The organism is Streptomyces griseoruber, assembly GCF_001514205.1.
Classification (GTDB): domain Bacteria; phylum Actinomycetota; class Actinomycetes; order Streptomycetales; family Streptomycetaceae; genus Streptomyces; species Streptomyces griseoruber.
This window is the reverse complement of sequence record NZ_KQ948763.1, coordinates 998,360-1,014,016: the sequence shown is the minus strand read 5'-3', so window position 1 is coordinate 1,014,016 and position 15,657 is coordinate 998,360. Positions and strand designations below refer to the sequence as shown.

The following is a 15,657-nucleotide window of genomic DNA, read 5'->3' as shown; positions in this document are numbered from 1 at the left end:
CCTCGCCACGGACTGCGCCGAGGACGGCGTGTACGAGTTCTGGCTCACCGCCGCGCCCCTGCCCATCACCGGAGCCGTCGGCTCCCCGCTCAACCCGATCGCCGTCAAGTAACCGGCGGAACAAAGGAGTTCCCCATGCCCGAGACCCTCCCCCAGCCTTCGGCCGGGGGCACCCCCAGCGTCCTCGTCATCGGCGGCGGCGCCTCCGGCAACGCCGTGACCGTCCTGCTCCGCAGAGCCGGCCTCGCCGTCGACCTGATCGAGGCGAGACCCGACTGGAACGCCGGTACCGGCTCCGGCATCACCCTCCAGGGCAACGCCCTGCGCGTGCTGCGCGAAATCGGTGTCTGGGAGCAGGTGGAGGCGTCCGGGTACACCTTCGACTCGCTGGGGGTGACCGCCCCCGACGGCACGGTCCTGTTCGTCGGCGACGTCATCAAGACGGGCGGCGAGGACCTGCCCGCCACTCTCGGCATGCAACGCCCCCGCCTCCAGCAGATCCTCAGCGACGCGGTCCGCGCCTCCGGTGCCGGAGTGCGCCTGGGCACCACCGCCGAGACCCTGGAGCAGGACGCCGACGGGGTCTCGGTGCGCTTCAGCGACGGCACGAGCGGCCGCTACGACCTGGTGATCGCCGCGGACGGCCTCAACTCGGCCACCCGCGCCGCGATCGGCATCACCGAGAGACCCGAACCCACCGGCATGGCGATCTGGCGCATGCCCGCCCCGCGCCCCGAGGGCGTCACCCGGTCCGACCTGGCCTACGGCGGGCCCGCCTTCATCGCGGGCTACACCCCCACCAGCGAGAACACCATCTACGCCTATGTGGTCGAGCGCGGCCGCGACCGCGCCTCGGTCCGTCCGGAGTCGTACGCGGACGAGATGCGCCGACTCGCCGACCAGTACGGCGGCGCATGGCCCGAGATCACCCAGCACATCACCGACCCGGACAAGGTCAACTACACCTGGTTCCAGCGGTTGTTGGTCGAGGGCTCCTGGCATCGCGGCCGGGTCGTCCTGGTCGGCGACGCCGCCCACTGCTGCCCGCCCACCCTCGCGCAGGGCGCGGCGCTGTCCCTGGAGGACGCCTCCGTGCTGGCGGAACTGCTGACCGGCGATCGGGAGTGGGACGACGACCTTCTCCAGGCCTACTACGAGCGCCGCGTCACGCGGGTGCGGACCGTCGTCGAGGCGTCCCTCCAGATCGGCCAGTGGCAGCTGGACGACGTCCGGGACGCCGACGTGCCCGGTCTGATCAACCGCACGATGGACTTGCTCAAGGAGCTGCCGTGACGACGCCCACGATCGACGTGCACGCGCACGTCCTGCTCCCCGAGATCGAGGCCCTGGTGGCCGGCCTGCCGGGTCTCGCCGAGGCGCGGGTGCTGGACGCCCGCCGCAACGGCCCGGCCGCCCTCGCCGTCAACGGGCCCATGGTGCGCGAGCGCATCCCGAGGCTGACCGACGTGGCCGTGCGCCTCGCCGCGATGGACGCGCAGGGCGTGGACGTCCAGCTGGTCAGCCCCTCCCCCTCCCACTACCACTACTGGGCGGACGAGGAGACGGCCGAGAAGCTGTACCTGCTCGCCAACCAGGCGACCGCCGCGCACTGCGCGCAGGCACCCGGCCGGCTGCGAGGCCTGGGTCTCGTCCCCTTGCAGCATCCGGAGCTGGCGGTGCGTGCCCTCGAACACGCTGTCGGCCTGGGTCTGACGGGCGTGGAGATCTCCTCGCACGCGCCGGGGCGCGAGCTGTCGGACCCGGCGTACGAGCCCTTCTGGGCGCGGGCCGAGGAGGCGGGCGCGATCCTCTTCCTGCACCCGTTCGGCTGCACCCTCGACGACCGCCTGGACCGGTGGTACCTGTCCAACACCGTCGGCCAGCCCACCGAGAACGCCGTCGCCCTCTCCCACCTCATCTTCTCCGGCGTTCTGGACCGCCATCCGGGACTGAAGCTGATCGCCGCGCACGGCGGCGGCTACCTGCCCACCCACCTCGGCCGCTCCGACCACGCCTGGACCACCCGCTCCGACGCGGGCGCGGGCTGCGCCCACCTGCCGAGCAGCTACCTCAAGCGCCTGTACTTCGACTCCTTGGTCCACGACCCGTACGTGCTAAGGGAGTTGATCCGGGTCGCCGGTGCCGACCGGGTGCTGCTCGGCTCCGACTTCCCCTTCGACATGGGCACCGAGGACCCGGTCGGCGCGCTGCGCGCGGCCCGGCTGTCGGATGCCGACCTCCACGCCGTACAGGGCGGCAACGCGGTTGCCCTGCTGCGGCTCACCTGACCCCCACACAGGAGGAAACCCACCATGAGCGCACGTCTGCTCACCCACCTGCGGCACGTCGACCTGGCCGTGCCCGACTACGACAGGCAGCTCGACTTCTACGCCGGCGTCTGGGGCCTGACCAAGGTCGCCGAGGACTCCGGGATCTCCTTCCTGGCCGCCGAGGGCAGCCCCGAGAGTTACGTCGTCCGGCTGCGCAAGGCCGAGGAGAAGCGCCTCGACCTGATCTCCTACGGCGCCGCGAGCGCGGCCGATGTCGACACGCTGGCGGAGCAGCTCCTCACCGGAGGCGTGCGGTTGATCTCCCAGCCGGGGAAGGTGGACACGCCCGGCGGCGGCTACGGCTTCCGCTTCTTCGACGTCGACGGACGCACGATCGAGGTCTCGGCCGACGTCGACGTACGGCAGCACCGCAAGATCGAGGAGAAGGAGTCGATCCCGGTCAAGCTGTCGCACGTGGTGGTCAACTCGCCGGATCTGCAGCGGACCCGCCAGTGGTACGAGACCCACCTCGGTTTCCGTCACTCCGACACGCTCAGCTCGCCGCACATGGGCGAGGTCATGCACTTCATGCGGATCAGCAACCAGCACCACTCGATGGCCATCTCGAAGGGCCCGCACACCTCGCTGCACCATGTCTCCTTCGAGATGCGCGGCCTCGACGAGTACATGCGCGGGTCGGGCCGGGTGATGCGGGCCGGGTTCCAGAAGGTCTGGGGCCCGGGCCGGCACATGGCGGGCGACAACACCTTCACGTACTTCCTCGACCCGCACGGCAACACCGTCGAGTACACGACGGAGCTGGAGGTCCTCGACGAGGACACCTGGCACCCGCACGTCTACGACTTCTCCCAGCCCGAGGTCTCCGACCAGTGGGGCACCGCCAACCCGATGAACGAACTCGTCGCCAAGGAGTCGTTCAACGACGTCGACCGCGGCGTGTTCGTCGCCCCGCCGGTCTGATCCCCCGAGTTCCGGGGGCGCGGTGGCCCTGTCAACTGCCCTGACTTCCCACCCCGCGTCCCCGGTCCCCCCTCTTCCCCCTCCCGTTGGGGCCTGGAGCCGTACACATGCGTTTCGCCACCTATGAACACCAGCACCGACGCCGGGTCGCCGTCATCGAGGAGGACGGGACCCTCCACCCGGTCCCCGGGGCGCGGTCCCTCGTGGAACTGATCCGGTCCGGCGACGGACTCGACGCGCTGCTCGACGTGGGCGCCGCCGCTCTCGACGACCCGCCGGGACCCCAGGTCTCCGGGGTGCGGCTGCTTCCCCCGCTCCAGCCGCCCACCGTGCGGGACTTCGTCACCTTCGAGGAGCATGTCGAGGGAGTACGGCGGTCCGTTGACGGCGTCGGCGGGGTGCCCGATGCCTGGTACGACGCGCCGACCTTCTACTTCACCAACCCGTACGCGATCATCGGCCCCCACGACGACGTGCCCGTTCCCCCGGGCAGCGGCGTTCTCGACTTCGAGCTGGAGGTCGCCGCCGTCATCGGCCGGGAAGGGCGTGACCTCACCCCTGAGAATGCCCGCGACCACATCATCGGCTACACGATCTTCAACGACTGGTCCGCGCGTGATCTCCAGTCCCGCGAGATGCAGGTCCGCCTCGGCCCCTGCAAGGGCAAGGACACGGCCGCCACCCTCGGCCCGTACCTCGTCACCGCCGACGAACTGGAGCCCCACCGCGACGCCGACGGGTTCCTGCGCCTCGCGCTGACCGCCGAGGTCAATGGCGAGGTGGTCGGCAGGGACCTGCTGTCCAACATGAGCTGGACCTTCGAGGAGATGGTCGCCTACGCCTCACGCGGCACCGTCGTGGGCCCCGGTGACGTGCTCGGCTCGGGCACCTGCGGCAACGGCGGCTGCCTGGCGGAACTGTGGGGCGTCCGGGGTGAGCAGTCCCCGCCCCCGCTGAAGCCCGGCGACACCGTCACCCTCACCGTGGAGGGCCTCGGCTCCGTCTCCAACACGGTGGTCGTGGGCGCCGACCCGGTGCCGCTGCCGACCGCTCGCCGCCGCACCCGGGAGCGGCCGTGAACGACCTGTATCCCAAGAGGCTCCTCGGCAAGGTCGTCGTCGTCACCGGCGCCGCCCGCGGCCAGGGTGCCGCCGAGGCCGAGGCCCTGGTGCGGGAAGGTGCCCGGGTGATCGCCACCGATGTGACCGACGCCCCGGGCTGCCGCCGTCTCGACGTCACCAACGAGAAGGACTGGGCCGAACTCGCCGCGACCCTAAGGGAGTCGTACGGGCAGGTGCACGGCCTGGTCAACAACGCGGGCATCACCTGGCGCGCCCGCATCGACGACGTACGCCCCGAGGATTTCGCCCGCGTCCACGCCGTCAACGTCACCGGGCCGCTCCTTGCCATCCAGCACCTCGCCCCGCTCATGCCGCCCGGCTCCGCCATCGTCAACGTCGGCTCCACCGCCGCGCTCACCGGCCACTACCCGGTCGCCTACACGGCCAGCAAATGGGCCCTGCGCGGTCTGTCGAAGAGCGCCGCGACGGAGCTCGGCCCGCGCGGGATCCGCGTGAACACGATCCACCCCGGTTTCATCGAGACCGAGATGACCGCGTCCGCCGCGCCCGCCTTCCGCGCGGCGAACATCCGCGAGACACCGCTCGGCCGCACCGGCACGGTCGACGAGGTCACCCCGCTCGTGGTCTTCCTGCTCTCCGACGACGCGTCCTTCATCACCGGGGCGGAGATCCCCGTGGACGGCGGCCTCACCGCGCACGGCGGCGTCAAGTCCATCTCCGACGCGCTGCGCGAGGACGCGACGTGACCAGGCCTGACAGCGAACCACACCGGCACCGCTGATCGCCGCATCGGACAACGACCGTGGACACCGGCCGTGCACCCGCCCGGACGCTCTGCCGCAGTGAGGGCAGGGCGCATCGGCCCCACGCACCCGGGCGGGCATCGTGATCCCGCCGACCGGCCGCTCGACCAACTCCACCACTGCGCCGGCCAGATGGGGAAGCGCGGCATCCGGGGGGTTCGCGCGAGCGGCCGGGGCGAGTGCGACGACGTGGTCTTCTCGATGCTCCGCGTCGGCACCCGTCCACCAGCCCGGTCCGCCCACAGGTCGACGAAGCCGAGAAAGCCGCCTGCCCGGGCCCGAAGGCTGCGCCCTGCCGGCGGGGTTACGCCGTCGCGGGCGTACGCAGCGGGCGCAGAGCCTCGGCTACGCGGACGAGTTCGTCGAGCATCGCCGTCGCGGAGCCGGTCATGACGTCGTTCGGCACCAGGCCCTCCTCCGCGTCGAGGAGCTGGTGCGCGAAGGGAATCGCCACCGACTCGAGGACCGGCGTCATCTTCAGGGTGGTCACCACCTGCTTGATCATCTGCGCGGCCCGGGTCCCCGCGGAGACGCCGCCGTAGCTGACGAGGCCGACCGGCTTGTACTGCCACTCGCGGTGCAGATAGTCGATGGCGTTCTTCAGTTCGGCGTTGTAGCCGAAGTTGTACTCCGGCATCACGAACACGAAGGCGTCCGCCTCCGCGACCTTGGCGCTCCAGTCACGGGTGTGCTGGTGGGTGTACTGGCCCAGGCGCGGGTGGTGCGGCTCGTTCATGAACGGCAGGCTCACCTCGGCCAGGTCGACCAGCTCGATCTCGTCGAATCCGCCGTGTTCCTTGGCATGGGTCTCGAACCACTCACCGATGGTGAGGCCGATCCGGCCCGGCCGCGTGCTCGCGATGATGATCTCCAGCTTGGCCATGGAAAGTTCTGTGCTCCTCTACGGGGTGTGGGGGTGCGGGGTCTCAGAAGGCTCGGCCGAACAGATCCGGCGCAGCCTCGCGCGCCGAGCGTCTCGACCGTGGAATCGGCGTTGTCAAGAGCCCTTCCGGTCGTGGTTCAGAGGTAGTCGGGGAATGCCTGATCCATTCCGAGCAGGCTGAGGGCGTACTCCTCCCGGTTCATGAGAACGTTGTTCAGGCCGTGGCGGCCGGCGACTTCGATGTCGCGCCACACCCGCTGGAGTGGGTTCGACAGCGCGAAGCTGCGGGTGCCCCCGATGTCGAGGAGCAGATCGACGGCGTTGCGGAAGCTGAGGGTCGCGACGGCGGTGTCACCGCGCAGTCTCGCTCGCTCACCGGCCTCGAGGATCCGGCCCTCGTGGGCCGCGCTGTCGATGGCGTCGGCGGCCCGGAGCAGGTGGAAGCGTCCGGTGTCGATCGCCGTTCGCGCGTCCGCCAGAGCGAAGCGGTAACCGGGTGCCTCACGGATGTCGCTGTACGCGGACGTGATCGGTCGGCCGGACTTCGTCGAGTCCAGCACCAGATCCCAGGCCGCTTCGGCCATTCCCATGATCGGCCCTACGATGCCCAGACAGGCAAGGGTGGCGAGCGGGGCTCGGTAGCCGGGCTCCTCCGGGGAGCCATGGCGCGAACCTCCCGCCCATGAAGGTGTCCAGAACGAGTGTGAACGCGCTCGGCACGAACAGGTCGTTCGCGACGTAGGTGTTGCTCGGCGGTTCCGGCCGTCCCCGCGACATACCAGGTGTCCTCGATCGTGAGATCGGCCGCGGACATGAGGGCGTAGCGGACCTCCCGCACCTCTCCGGCGCCGTCCAGCACCCTGAAGGCGGTCAGCGTCCACTGTGCCTGGTGGCTGCCGGACGCGAACGGCCACTTGCCGGTGAGCCGGTACCCGCCGTCCGCCTCGGTCGCCACCGCGATCGGTGTGAACTGGCTGATCGCCACGTTGTGGGGATCCGTGTGGACGGCGGCCCGCACGTCGTCGGGGAACAGTCCCCTGCCGAAGGCAGTGGCGTTCGCGATGAACGCGACCCATCCCGTGGAGCCGTCGGAAGAGACCGGCGGATCGCACCGCGTCGGTCACCTCGTCCGTAAGACGGCGATCACGCTCTGTGCGTTCCGCGTTGTCCCGGAGGAGGGGGATCAACTCACATGCAGTGTGCACCAGTTTCTCACGTGTGCCTGCTGCGTCGGCTGCCGCTTCCGTGGCGCTGACCGCGTGCATCGTCATGATGTGTGCTCCCTTTCCGGGCAGAGGTCCGCCTGGATTCGGCTCCGGCCGAGGGGCCGGTCGCCGAATCGGAAGGCGATCGCGCTACTGCGCGCCCGACACCAACTCGGACAGCTCACTCAGCTGATGCCAAGTCCGGTTGTGGTAGATCAGTGGGCGCGAGGCGTCGCTCGGAGCGGCGACGGCCGTCGGTGCGTAGTGCGCGTGGGTGGCATTGACGACGACGAGCGTCGAAGCTCCCGCTGCGAACGTGGCCACGATGCTGCCGCGGATGCCTACCGGGGCGGCGACGAAGTACGGCTCGCCGGTTGCCAGCCGGGTCCAGGCAGCGGTGTCCGCGAAGCGATCCGCCCCGCTGGTCGCACAAAGACGCGCGAGGTCGACCTGCCCGGCCCCCAGCAGGTGCACGACCACGGACGACGACTCCAGGATCGTCGGCGTCGCCGAGGAGAGGGCCGACACCGAGAACACGAGGAGAGGTGGCGTCGCGCTCACCGATATCACCGACGTCGCGGTCAGTGCGACCGGGCCCCGGCCGGCATCGGCGGTCACGACCGCGACCCCGCCCGCATGATTGCGGAACGCCTCACGGAAACCCTCGGCCGACAGCCCCGGTTCCAGAGAGACATCATCGATCAACGCAACGTGCTTCCGTAGGTGATCGCGATCAGTGATTTCGGACATCTGCGGCGTCTCCAGTCAACATCGACGAAACGATGTGTTCATGGAACCCGACGTGCCGACCTGACCTCTTGCCCGATCTCACCAAATCGTTCGCCGTCGGTTGCGCCGACGAACCAACGCCTCGACAGGCGACCGGCTACCTGGCGGGCGAAGCGGAGCCCGCGTCCGGGCCGATGACGGCCGCGAGCCGCAATGCGACACCCAGTTCGAGCTGCCGGGCCCGGATGTCATGGCCGAGCAGCTCCTCCGCACGTTTGACGCGGTAGATGACCGTGTTCTTCGCCACGAACAGGGTGCGGGCCGTGTCCTGCGGTCTGCAGTTGCATCCCAGGTACGCCCGCAACGTCTCGCGCAGCACGCTCGGCGTCTCTCCGCTTCCGCCCAGCCCGCCGAGCTCGTCATGCATGAAGCTCAGCGCGTCGGACGAATCGACAGTGAGGAGCGCCACCAGGCGAACGCCGTGGAAATCCACCACCTGCCCACCCCCGATCGCGGTGGTGTTCAGGTCGCCGCATGCCCGGCCTGCCGTACCCGCACAGGGCGGGGCCGCCCGGTGGGCGGCCCCGGATTCAGCTCCGCAACTGCGCGAATACCGGTACGAACGAGTCTCACAGCGCGACGTTGTTCATGGTCGTTCTGACTCCCTCGTGATCCGGCTCCCTCGTGATCTCGCTGCGTCGCTGGGCGGACGTGTGCTCAGGAGGCAGGGGGCTGTCCGGACCAGGCGGCGCGCAGGAGTCGGCCGAGGCCTTCCGCGGTCACCTCTCGGGGGTTGGCGTAGGGGTTGGCCAGCGCGACCTGGACGATCCGGTCGATGTCGCGCTCGGCCATGCCGAGCTCCCGCAGGGACCGCGGGGCACCGAGCCGGCCGGCGAGATCCCACAGACAAGCGGCCGGGTCGGCGGAAGTGCCCAGAGCGCGGCCGAGCGCGGCCACCGCCTTGGGCGCCGCGTCCTGGTTGTAGGCGAGGGCGTGCGGGAGCACCACGGTGTGAGTGGGGGCGTGCGGCAGGTCGAGGGTACCGCCGAGGGCGTGGCAGAGCTTGTGGTGCAGGGACATGGTGGTGGCCCCGAGGCAGGCACCGCACAGCCAGGCGCCGTACTGGGCCCGGGCGCGGGCGTCCAGATCGGCGCCGTCGGCGACGATGTCCGGGAGCGCGGCGGCCAGCGCGCGTACGCCTTCCTCGGCCATCAGGTCGATGATCGGTGAGGCGTCCGGGGCGTACAGGGCCTCGACCGCGTGCGCGATCGCGTTCATGCCGCTGGTCACGGAGACCGAAGGGGGCAGGGTCACGGTGAGCGCGGGGTCGTACAGCACCGAGACCGGCAGGACGCGGGGGTCCCGGCCGGTGCGCTTGACGCCGTTCTCCGTCAGACCCCACACCGGCGTCATCTCGGACCCGGCGTACGTCGTCGGTACGGCGATGACCGGCAGGCGGTACTGAAGGGCGACGATCTTGCCGAGGCCGATCGCGGAGCCGCCGCCGACCGCGACACAGCCGTCCGCGTTCACCTCTTTGGCGCGCCTCTGGGCCTCGGCCGCCGACTCGACGGGCACGTGCATACGGGCGTGGGGGTGGATGTCGACAGCTCGGGCGCCGATGAGGCCGGCGACGGTCTCGGCGAGCTCCCGCTGTTCGGGCGAGCACAGCACCATGACCCGCTCGAGGCCGGCGTGGTCGATCTCGTCGGCGAGCCGGTCGAGGGCGCGGGGGCCCATCACCACGCGCATCGGGAGCGCCTGGTAGCTGAAGTCGAGCGGGGTGTTCATCGGGCGTCCTTGTGGGTCTCGGGCTCGATCGTCTCGGGCTCGATCGTCTCGGGCTCGACGGTGATGTCGAACTCGGCCATGCGGAACGGAGCGGTGACCTGGTACTCGCGGGCCTTCTTCTCGTCGTCGACCTGCGGGAAGTCGACGACCAGGCTCTCCTTGACGGCGAAGACGGCGTCCGAGTCCTGGTAGGGGCTGCCGGCGACGAAGATGTGCGTCGTCAGCGGTCGGTGGCCGGCGGCCTCGACGATGAAGTGGATGTGGGCGGGCCGGTACGGGTGCCGTCCGGTGGCGTCGAGCAGGCGTCCCACCGGGCCGTCGGTCGGAATGGGGTAGTGGCTCGGCACGACCGTGCGGAACCACAGGCGGCCTTCGTCGTCGGTCCGGAAGAGACCGCGTCCGTTGCCCAGCGGCTGGACGTCGGGCTGCTGCACGTCGTAGAAGCCGTCCTCGGTGCACTGCCAGACGTCGACGCTCGCTCCGGCCAGCGGGCTGCCGTCCGCCGACGTGACGCGGAGCGACACGACGCAGGGCTCTCCGGTGCCCATGAGATCGATGGTGTCCCCGCTCTCGCGCTTCGGGGACTCCACGACGTGGAACGGTCCCAGGACCGTGCTCTCGGTGCCGCCGCCCTGCTCGTTGACGGTCTCGACCAGCATGGAGACACCCAGCACGTCGGAGAGGAGGATGAACTCCTGCCGGGTGGGATCGCATTTCTGCCCGACGGCGGTGAGGTACTCCACGGCGTACTCCCACTCCTGGATCGTGGGGCGCAGCTCACGGACGTAGCCGTGCAGATGGCGGACGAGCCCTTGGAGCAGTTCACGCAACCGGGGGTCGGGGGTGTCGTGGAAGCTGCCGACGGCCGCCGCGGTAATGGCCTTCGCTGCTTCGTCGGTGCCGGGCATGACATACCTCCAGTGGGGTGACGGGCGTTCTTCGGCCGGGCCGGACGGCGATCGCTCCTCCTCGCGCCGGGCGGCGCCCGGCGAACAAGCTGAGGAAACGCTAGGGAGCCGCAGCCGGGGGCGATATCCGCTGAGCGCGGCCGGCAGCCGAATCGCGCGACGCGTTCCGAACGGCCTGTCCGGGTGGGCGGGTGCGGCCGGGGGAGGTCCCGCGGAGATCTCGCGTCCACCACCCGTGCAAGAATGGACTATGGTCCGCTCCATGCTGGCGAGCCACGTGTTGTGCCGCGATTCAGGCTTCGAGGACTTCCGCGAACGCCTCAACGACCTGTTCTATCCGGCGGACGTCACCCCGCTGTCGGGCATCGAGGGCCCCGGCGGGGAACTTCGTGGTACGCGCACCGAGCACCTCACCATCGGCCTGATGACCTTCGGCCAGCGCACGCGCGTCGATCCCGGGCGGACGCCGGCGCACTACCACGTCAACGTCGTACTCCGAGGCGCCATCGAAGCGGCCACCGGACGTCAGGAGATGGTGGCCACCGCCGGCGACGCCATGGTCTTCGCGCCGACACAGCAGCACCGGCTGCTGAGCTGCGACCACGGCGAGCAACATCTGGGAATCAAGATCGACCGGAGCCTTGTCGAGGCCGAACTCGAGGCTCTCCTGGGCCGCCCGCTGCAGGCTCCGCTGGAATTCGCGTTCGACTTCGATCTGACGTCCGCGCCCGGTCGCAGTTGGCGCAACACTCTGGACCTGTTGCTGGCCGAGTCCGACAGCGCCGGAGGGCTCATCGGCCGGCACGCGATCCAGCAGCACTTCGAGCGCCTCCTGGTGAGCGGCCTGCTGCTGGCCCAGCCGCACAACTACACGGAGGCGCTGCTTCGTCCGCGGCCTCCCGCCTACCCGCGGACGGTACGCAAGGCCGTCGACCTGATCGACGCCCGCCCCGAGACCCCCTTCACCGTCGGAGCCCTGGCCCAGGCGGCGGGCGTCAGCGCCCGACGCCTCCAGGAAGGCTTCCGGGAGTACCTCGGCGTGACCCCGATGACGTATCTGCGCAACGTCCGTCTGGACCGTGTCCACGCCGAACTCCTGACCGGCGCCACGGGGGTCACCGAAGCGGCCGGGCGGTGGGGCTTCACCCACCTGAGCCGGTTCTCCGCCGCCTATCGCCGGCGCTTCGGTACCGCGCCCTCCGAGACCCTGGCCAGGGCCGGCGGCCCGGATCTCGGTGAGCGGGGGGACCTCGGGTTCGGCGGCCGACGTATGCCGATCAGCTGATACGGCCGCGGCTGCGCCCACCCGAGGGGGTGGCATGGGCGGGTGAGCAGAGCGTGCGGGTGGCGCGGGTCTTGCCGGTGCATCCGAGGAGGCACCCCGCCGGGGTCGGGCGCACCGCGGTCTCGGTCACGTCGCAGTCCATGGCGATCCGACCGAGGGAGCGGTCACCACGGTGACACGGCTCTTTCTCCGCAACAAGGGCCACCGCGGGCACCACCAGCGCATGAAGACGGCCATCGCGCCCCTGCGACGCGAGCCGCCGCTGGGCCGGCCCCGCAAGCGCCCGGCGTCCCCGCGCGAGACCGCCCGCTGGAGCGCGGTCGGCCGCCCTTGGGCAGCGGGACTGCACCCCCCTTCCTCCTGTAACGCTCAGGTTACGAAATCGCCCTGCGACCTTCCCCGCCCCACGCTCCCGGTCTACGTTCCAGCGAAAACCAACCACATGGTAAATATTGACGTCCGAGCACAGCCGTCACTTGAATCCACGTCCCGCCGGGCTCCTCACATCGGCGCTCAGGAAGGCAGTCGACGATGACCGCACTCGCTCCCGGTCGCCTCCGGGGCGCATCCCGGGCATGGAGCACAGCGGCGACGCCTGTGACAGCTACCACCGGTACCGCGAGGGACATGCGGTTGCTCGCGGACGCCGGGCTCAACGCCCATCGCTTCGGTACCGAGTGGGCGCGGATCGAGCCGATCCCCGATGCCGCAAGCCGTCGTCGGTCGGGAGCCGAAGACCTCAGAACCCGCTGATTGGAAACCCTCAAGTGACGTCGTCAGAACGCACCTTCTGCAATCCGCTCGATATTTCCTACCGCTATCAGGACATCCGGTTCTCCGGCACGGTCGGCGGCATCAAGCTCGGCGAGCCGCGGCGGAGCGTCCACCGGGAGGCAGCGGATCCCTCGATCGTGCTGTACCGGGACCGCTACTACATGTTCGTCTCGATGTCCGCGGGGTTCTGGCACTCGACGGACCTTCTGCGGTGGGAGTACCGCGCGACGTCCAAGCTGCCGGCCCTCGACTACGCGCCGGACGTCCGCGAGGTGAACGGGGCGCTCCACATCAGCGCGTCCCGCAAGGAGGACAACTGCCCCTTCTTCCGGAGCGTCGACCCTCTGTCCGACGACTTCGTCGAGGTCACGCCGGGCACCTTCCCCTTCTGGGACCCGAACCTCTTCCAGGACACCGACCAGTCCGTATACCTCTACTGGGGGTGTGACAACAAGACACCCCTCTACGGGGTCCGGCTCTCGGACAGCTTCAGTCCGATCGGCGAGCCTTCGCCTCTGATCAGCTCCGATGTCCTCGCCCACGGCTGGGAGCAACTCGGCGAGGACTACGTCGTCGCACCGCCGCAGAACGAGCGGGAGAGGCTCCTCGCCCAGGTCACCGGCACCACCCCCTACATCGAGGGCGCGTGGATGACCGAGCGCGACGGTACGTACTACCTGCAGTACTCGGCGCCCGGCACGCAGTTCAACACCTATGCCGACGGGTACTACACGGCGTCATCCCCCCTGGGGCCCTTCACCTACTCCCCCGACAGTCCCTTCTCGTCGAAGCCGGGCGGATTCATCACCGGCGCCGGACACGGCAGCACGTTCCAGGACCGGCACGGAAACTGGTGGCACGCGGCGACCATGCGCATCTCGGTGAACGACGTGTTCGAGCGCCGCGTCGGGATCTTCCCGGCCGGTTTCGACGACGACGGTGTGCTGTTCTGCAACCAGAACTTCGCCGACTACCCGACGACGGTCCCGGACGGCCCGTTCGATCCGTGGACGCCACCCGCCTGGATGCTGCTCTCCTACAAGGTGGCTGCCGTCGCCTCGTCCTCGGCGCCCGGCCACGACCCGGCGTCCGCCGTCGACGAGGACGTCCGCACCTGGTGGGCGGCCGCGAGCGGCGAACCGGGCGAGTCCCTCACCGTCGACCTCGGTGCGGGCAAGACCGTGCACGCCCTGCAGATCAATCTGGCGGACCACGAGCTGGCCGACGGCGCGCCGCACACCTCCGAGGGAGTGGACAAGGGCCATTCCTGGCGGGGCATCTTCCCGAGCCACCAGCCGGCGGAGTTCGTGGTCGAGATCTCGCGGGACGGGCAGGACTGGACCGTCGTACGCGATTCCCGCGGGACGGGCGTCGACGCTCCCCACGCCTACATCGTCCTGGACGCGCCGCGGCGGACCCGCTTCGTCCGCGTGACCAGCGGCCGGCTGCCGTTCGACGGCGTCTTCGCCGTCAGCGGGGTGCGCGTTTTCGGGACCGGCGACGGCGACGCCCCGCCTCCGGTCCGTGCGCGGGCCACCCGCGTGGACGACCGCACCGCCCGGATCGAGTGGGACGCCGCCGCCGGAGCCGTCGGGTACAACGTCCGCTACGGCCGTCACCCGGAGAAGCTGTACCACAGCTGGCTGGTGTACGAGCGCACGGCCCTCGATCTGCGTTCCCTCAACGCGGGCGCGGAGTACTGGGTGGCCGTCGACGCCTTCGGCGAAGCAGGTGTCACCTCCGGCGAACCCGTGCCCGCGGCATGGACCGAACGCGCCGCGGACGACTACCCCATCTGACCGCCTGTCTCCTCTCACGACGCCGTTCCTGTGGGGAGCCTCCAGCTCCCCGCACCAGACCGAGGGCAACAACGTCAACAGCGACTGGTGGGCCCTGGAGGGGCAGCGGCCCGGGCTGGAGCGCAGCGGCGACGCGATCGACAGCTACCACCGTTTCGAGGAGGACATGCGGCTGCTCGCGGACGCCGGACTCAACGCCTACCGGTTCGGTGTCGAGTGGGCGCGCGTCGAACCGGTGCCGGGACACTTCGCCCGTGCCGAACTCGCCCACTACCGGCGGATGATCGACACCGCCTTCTCGCTCGGTCTGACGCCCGTCATCACACTCCACCACTTCTCCAACCCGCGGTGGTTCGCCGAGGAGGGGGGCCGGCCCGCCGCAGTGGCGCGTCGCAGGGCCTGGCCGGCGCCGACAACGCGCCTGTGAGGCTGCCCGCCCCCGACCCGGAGATCGGTGCCGCCCTGGTGAAGGCCCATCACGCGGTCCGGGAGGTGGTCCGCGCGAACACCGACGCGGCCGTGGGCTGGACCGTCGCCAGCCGCGCCCTCGCCGCGAGGCCCGGAGCCGAGGACAGGCTCCGCGAGATCGAGTACGTCTGGGAGGACCTGTACCTCGAAGGCTCGCGGGGTGACGACTTCGTCGGTGTCCGGTCGTACACCAGCGAGTGGGTCGGACCCGAGGGCATCGAGCCGCATCCGCCGCACCCCGACAACACCATGATGGGCAAGGCGTACCGGCCCGACGCTCTCGGCATGTCCGTCCGTCACACCTGGGACGTCACGGGCGGGATCCCGGTCCTCGTGACCGAGAACGGCATCTCCACCACCGACGACAGCCGACGGATCGCCTACACGCAAGGGGCTCTGAACGGTCTGTTCGCCGCGATCGACGACGGCATCGACGTCCGGGGCTACCTGCACCGGAGCGCCCTCGACAACTACCGCTGGGGCGACTGGAAGCCGACTCTCGGCCTGATCGCCGTCGACCGGGAGACCTTCGAACGCCACCCGAAGCCGAGCCTCGCCTGGCTGGGCGACGTCGCCCGACGCGGGCGCCCCTGAGCCCGACGCCGAGCCCGGCCTGCCGGAGCCACGTTCATGTGTACGCCGACAACTCCGATCCGATGCCGAGGCGAAGCAGGACCGG

The 15,657-nt window shown here is 70.2% G+C and carries 16 protein-coding genes and 1 pseudogene; 10 read left to right on the top strand and 7 right to left on the bottom strand.

The window, feature by feature from the left end:
• The 6 genes and pseudogenes from AQJ64_RS50525 to AQJ64_RS04320 form a co-directional block, all read left to right on the top strand.
• A pseudogene (locus AQJ64_RS50525) lies at window positions 1–112 on the top strand (cyclase family protein); the annotation flags it as partial.
• A 23-nt stretch (window positions 113–135) separates the two neighbouring features.
• Window positions 136–1,293: an FAD-dependent oxidoreductase gene (locus tag AQJ64_RS04340; RefSeq protein WP_055638341.1), complete on the top strand. Its 1,158-nt coding sequence runs from the start codon at window positions 136–138 to the stop codon at window positions 1,291–1,293.
• Window positions 1,290–2,288, top strand: coding sequence for an amidohydrolase family protein (locus AQJ64_RS04335; RefSeq protein ID WP_055638340.1), 999 nt, complete (start codon window positions 1,290–1,292; stop codon window positions 2,286–2,288). Before AQJ64_RS04340 ends, AQJ64_RS04335 begins: the two co-directional genes overlap by 4 nt.
• A 24-nt stretch (window positions 2,289–2,312) precedes the next feature.
• On the top strand, window positions 2,313–3,251 hold the full coding sequence (locus AQJ64_RS04330) for a VOC family protein (RefSeq protein ID WP_055638339.1): 939 nt from the start codon (window positions 2,313–2,315) through the stop codon (window positions 3,249–3,251).
• A gap of 107 nt (window positions 3,252–3,358) precedes the next feature.
• Window positions 3,359–4,330 carry a fumarylacetoacetate hydrolase family protein gene (locus tag AQJ64_RS04325; protein ID WP_059202404.1) on the top strand — a complete coding sequence of 324 codons (972 nt, stop codon included), beginning with the start codon at window positions 3,359–3,361 and terminating at the stop codon, window positions 4,328–4,330.
• Window positions 4,327–5,079, top strand: a complete 753-nt coding sequence (locus tag AQJ64_RS04320; protein ID WP_055631499.1) for an SDR family NAD(P)-dependent oxidoreductase — start codon at window positions 4,327–4,329, stop codon at window positions 5,077–5,079. Before AQJ64_RS04325 ends, AQJ64_RS04320 begins: the two co-directional genes overlap by 4 nt.
• A 361-nt stretch (window positions 5,080–5,440) precedes the next feature.
• On the opposite strand, the gene AQJ64_RS04315 is transcribed toward AQJ64_RS04320, so the two are convergent.
• From AQJ64_RS04315 to AQJ64_RS04285, 7 genes are all read right to left on the bottom strand, one after another.
• Entirely contained in the window at window positions 5,441–6,019 is a 579-nt protein-coding gene (locus tag AQJ64_RS04315; protein WP_055631498.1) for an NADPH-dependent FMN reductase, read from the bottom strand.
• Window positions 6,020–6,156: 137 nt separating this feature from the next.
• Window positions 6,157–6,609 carry an acyl-CoA dehydrogenase family protein gene (locus AQJ64_RS48915; RefSeq protein WP_157880799.1) on the bottom strand — a complete coding sequence of 151 codons (453 nt, stop codon included), beginning with the start codon at window positions 6,607–6,609 and terminating at the stop codon, window positions 6,157–6,159.
• Between the two features lie 8 nt (window positions 6,610–6,617).
• Window positions 6,618–7,004 carry an acyl-CoA dehydrogenase family protein gene (locus AQJ64_RS48910; RefSeq protein ID WP_157880798.1) on the bottom strand — a complete coding sequence of 129 codons (387 nt, stop codon included), beginning with the start codon at window positions 7,002–7,004 and terminating at the stop codon, window positions 6,618–6,620.
• Between the two features lie 370 nt (window positions 7,005–7,374).
• Window positions 7,375–7,974, bottom strand: a complete 600-nt coding sequence (locus AQJ64_RS04300; protein ID WP_055631495.1) for a flavin reductase family protein — start codon at window positions 7,972–7,974, stop codon at window positions 7,375–7,377.
• Between the two features lie 136 nt (window positions 7,975–8,110).
• Window positions 8,111–8,449: a helix-turn-helix domain-containing protein gene (locus tag AQJ64_RS04295; protein ID WP_157880797.1), complete on the bottom strand. Its 339-nt coding sequence runs from the start codon at window positions 8,447–8,449 to the stop codon at window positions 8,111–8,113.
• Between the two features lie 221 nt (window positions 8,450–8,670).
• On the bottom strand, window positions 8,671–9,744 hold the full coding sequence (locus tag AQJ64_RS04290) for a maleylacetate reductase (protein WP_055631493.1): 1,074 nt from the start codon (window positions 9,742–9,744) through the stop codon (window positions 8,671–8,673).
• The gene (locus tag AQJ64_RS04285) at window positions 9,741–10,652 is read right to left on the bottom strand and encodes a dioxygenase family protein (RefSeq protein ID WP_055631492.1); all 912 of its coding nucleotides are present in this window, start codon (window positions 10,650–10,652) and stop codon (window positions 9,741–9,743) included. Before AQJ64_RS04285 ends, AQJ64_RS04290 begins: the two co-directional genes overlap by 4 nt.
• A 262-nt stretch (window positions 10,653–10,914) precedes the next feature.
• Between AQJ64_RS04285 and AQJ64_RS48905 the strand changes: the two genes are divergently transcribed.
• From AQJ64_RS48905 to AQJ64_RS51975, 4 genes are all read left to right on the top strand, one after another.
• Window positions 10,915–11,937, top strand: coding sequence for an AraC family transcriptional regulator (locus tag AQJ64_RS48905; protein WP_159060273.1), 1,023 nt, complete (start codon window positions 10,915–10,917; stop codon window positions 11,935–11,937).
• A 767-nt stretch (window positions 11,938–12,704) separates the two neighbouring features.
• Entirely contained in the window at window positions 12,705–14,510 is a 1,806-nt protein-coding gene (locus tag AQJ64_RS04275; protein WP_055631490.1) for a family 43 glycosylhydrolase, read from the top strand.
• Complete coding sequence (locus AQJ64_RS51980) at window positions 14,443–14,937, top strand: family 1 glycosylhydrolase (RefSeq protein WP_338059968.1); 495 nt, start codon at window positions 14,443–14,445, stop codon at window positions 14,935–14,937. Before AQJ64_RS04275 ends, AQJ64_RS51980 begins: the two co-directional genes overlap by 68 nt.
• A complete protein-coding gene (locus AQJ64_RS51975) occupies window positions 14,934–15,572 on the top strand; it encodes a family 1 glycosylhydrolase (RefSeq protein ID WP_338059967.1) in 639 nt (212 codons plus the stop codon). The genes AQJ64_RS51980 and AQJ64_RS51975 overlap by 4 nt, the downstream gene beginning before the upstream one ends.
• Window positions 15,573–15,657 lie beyond the last annotated feature (85 nt).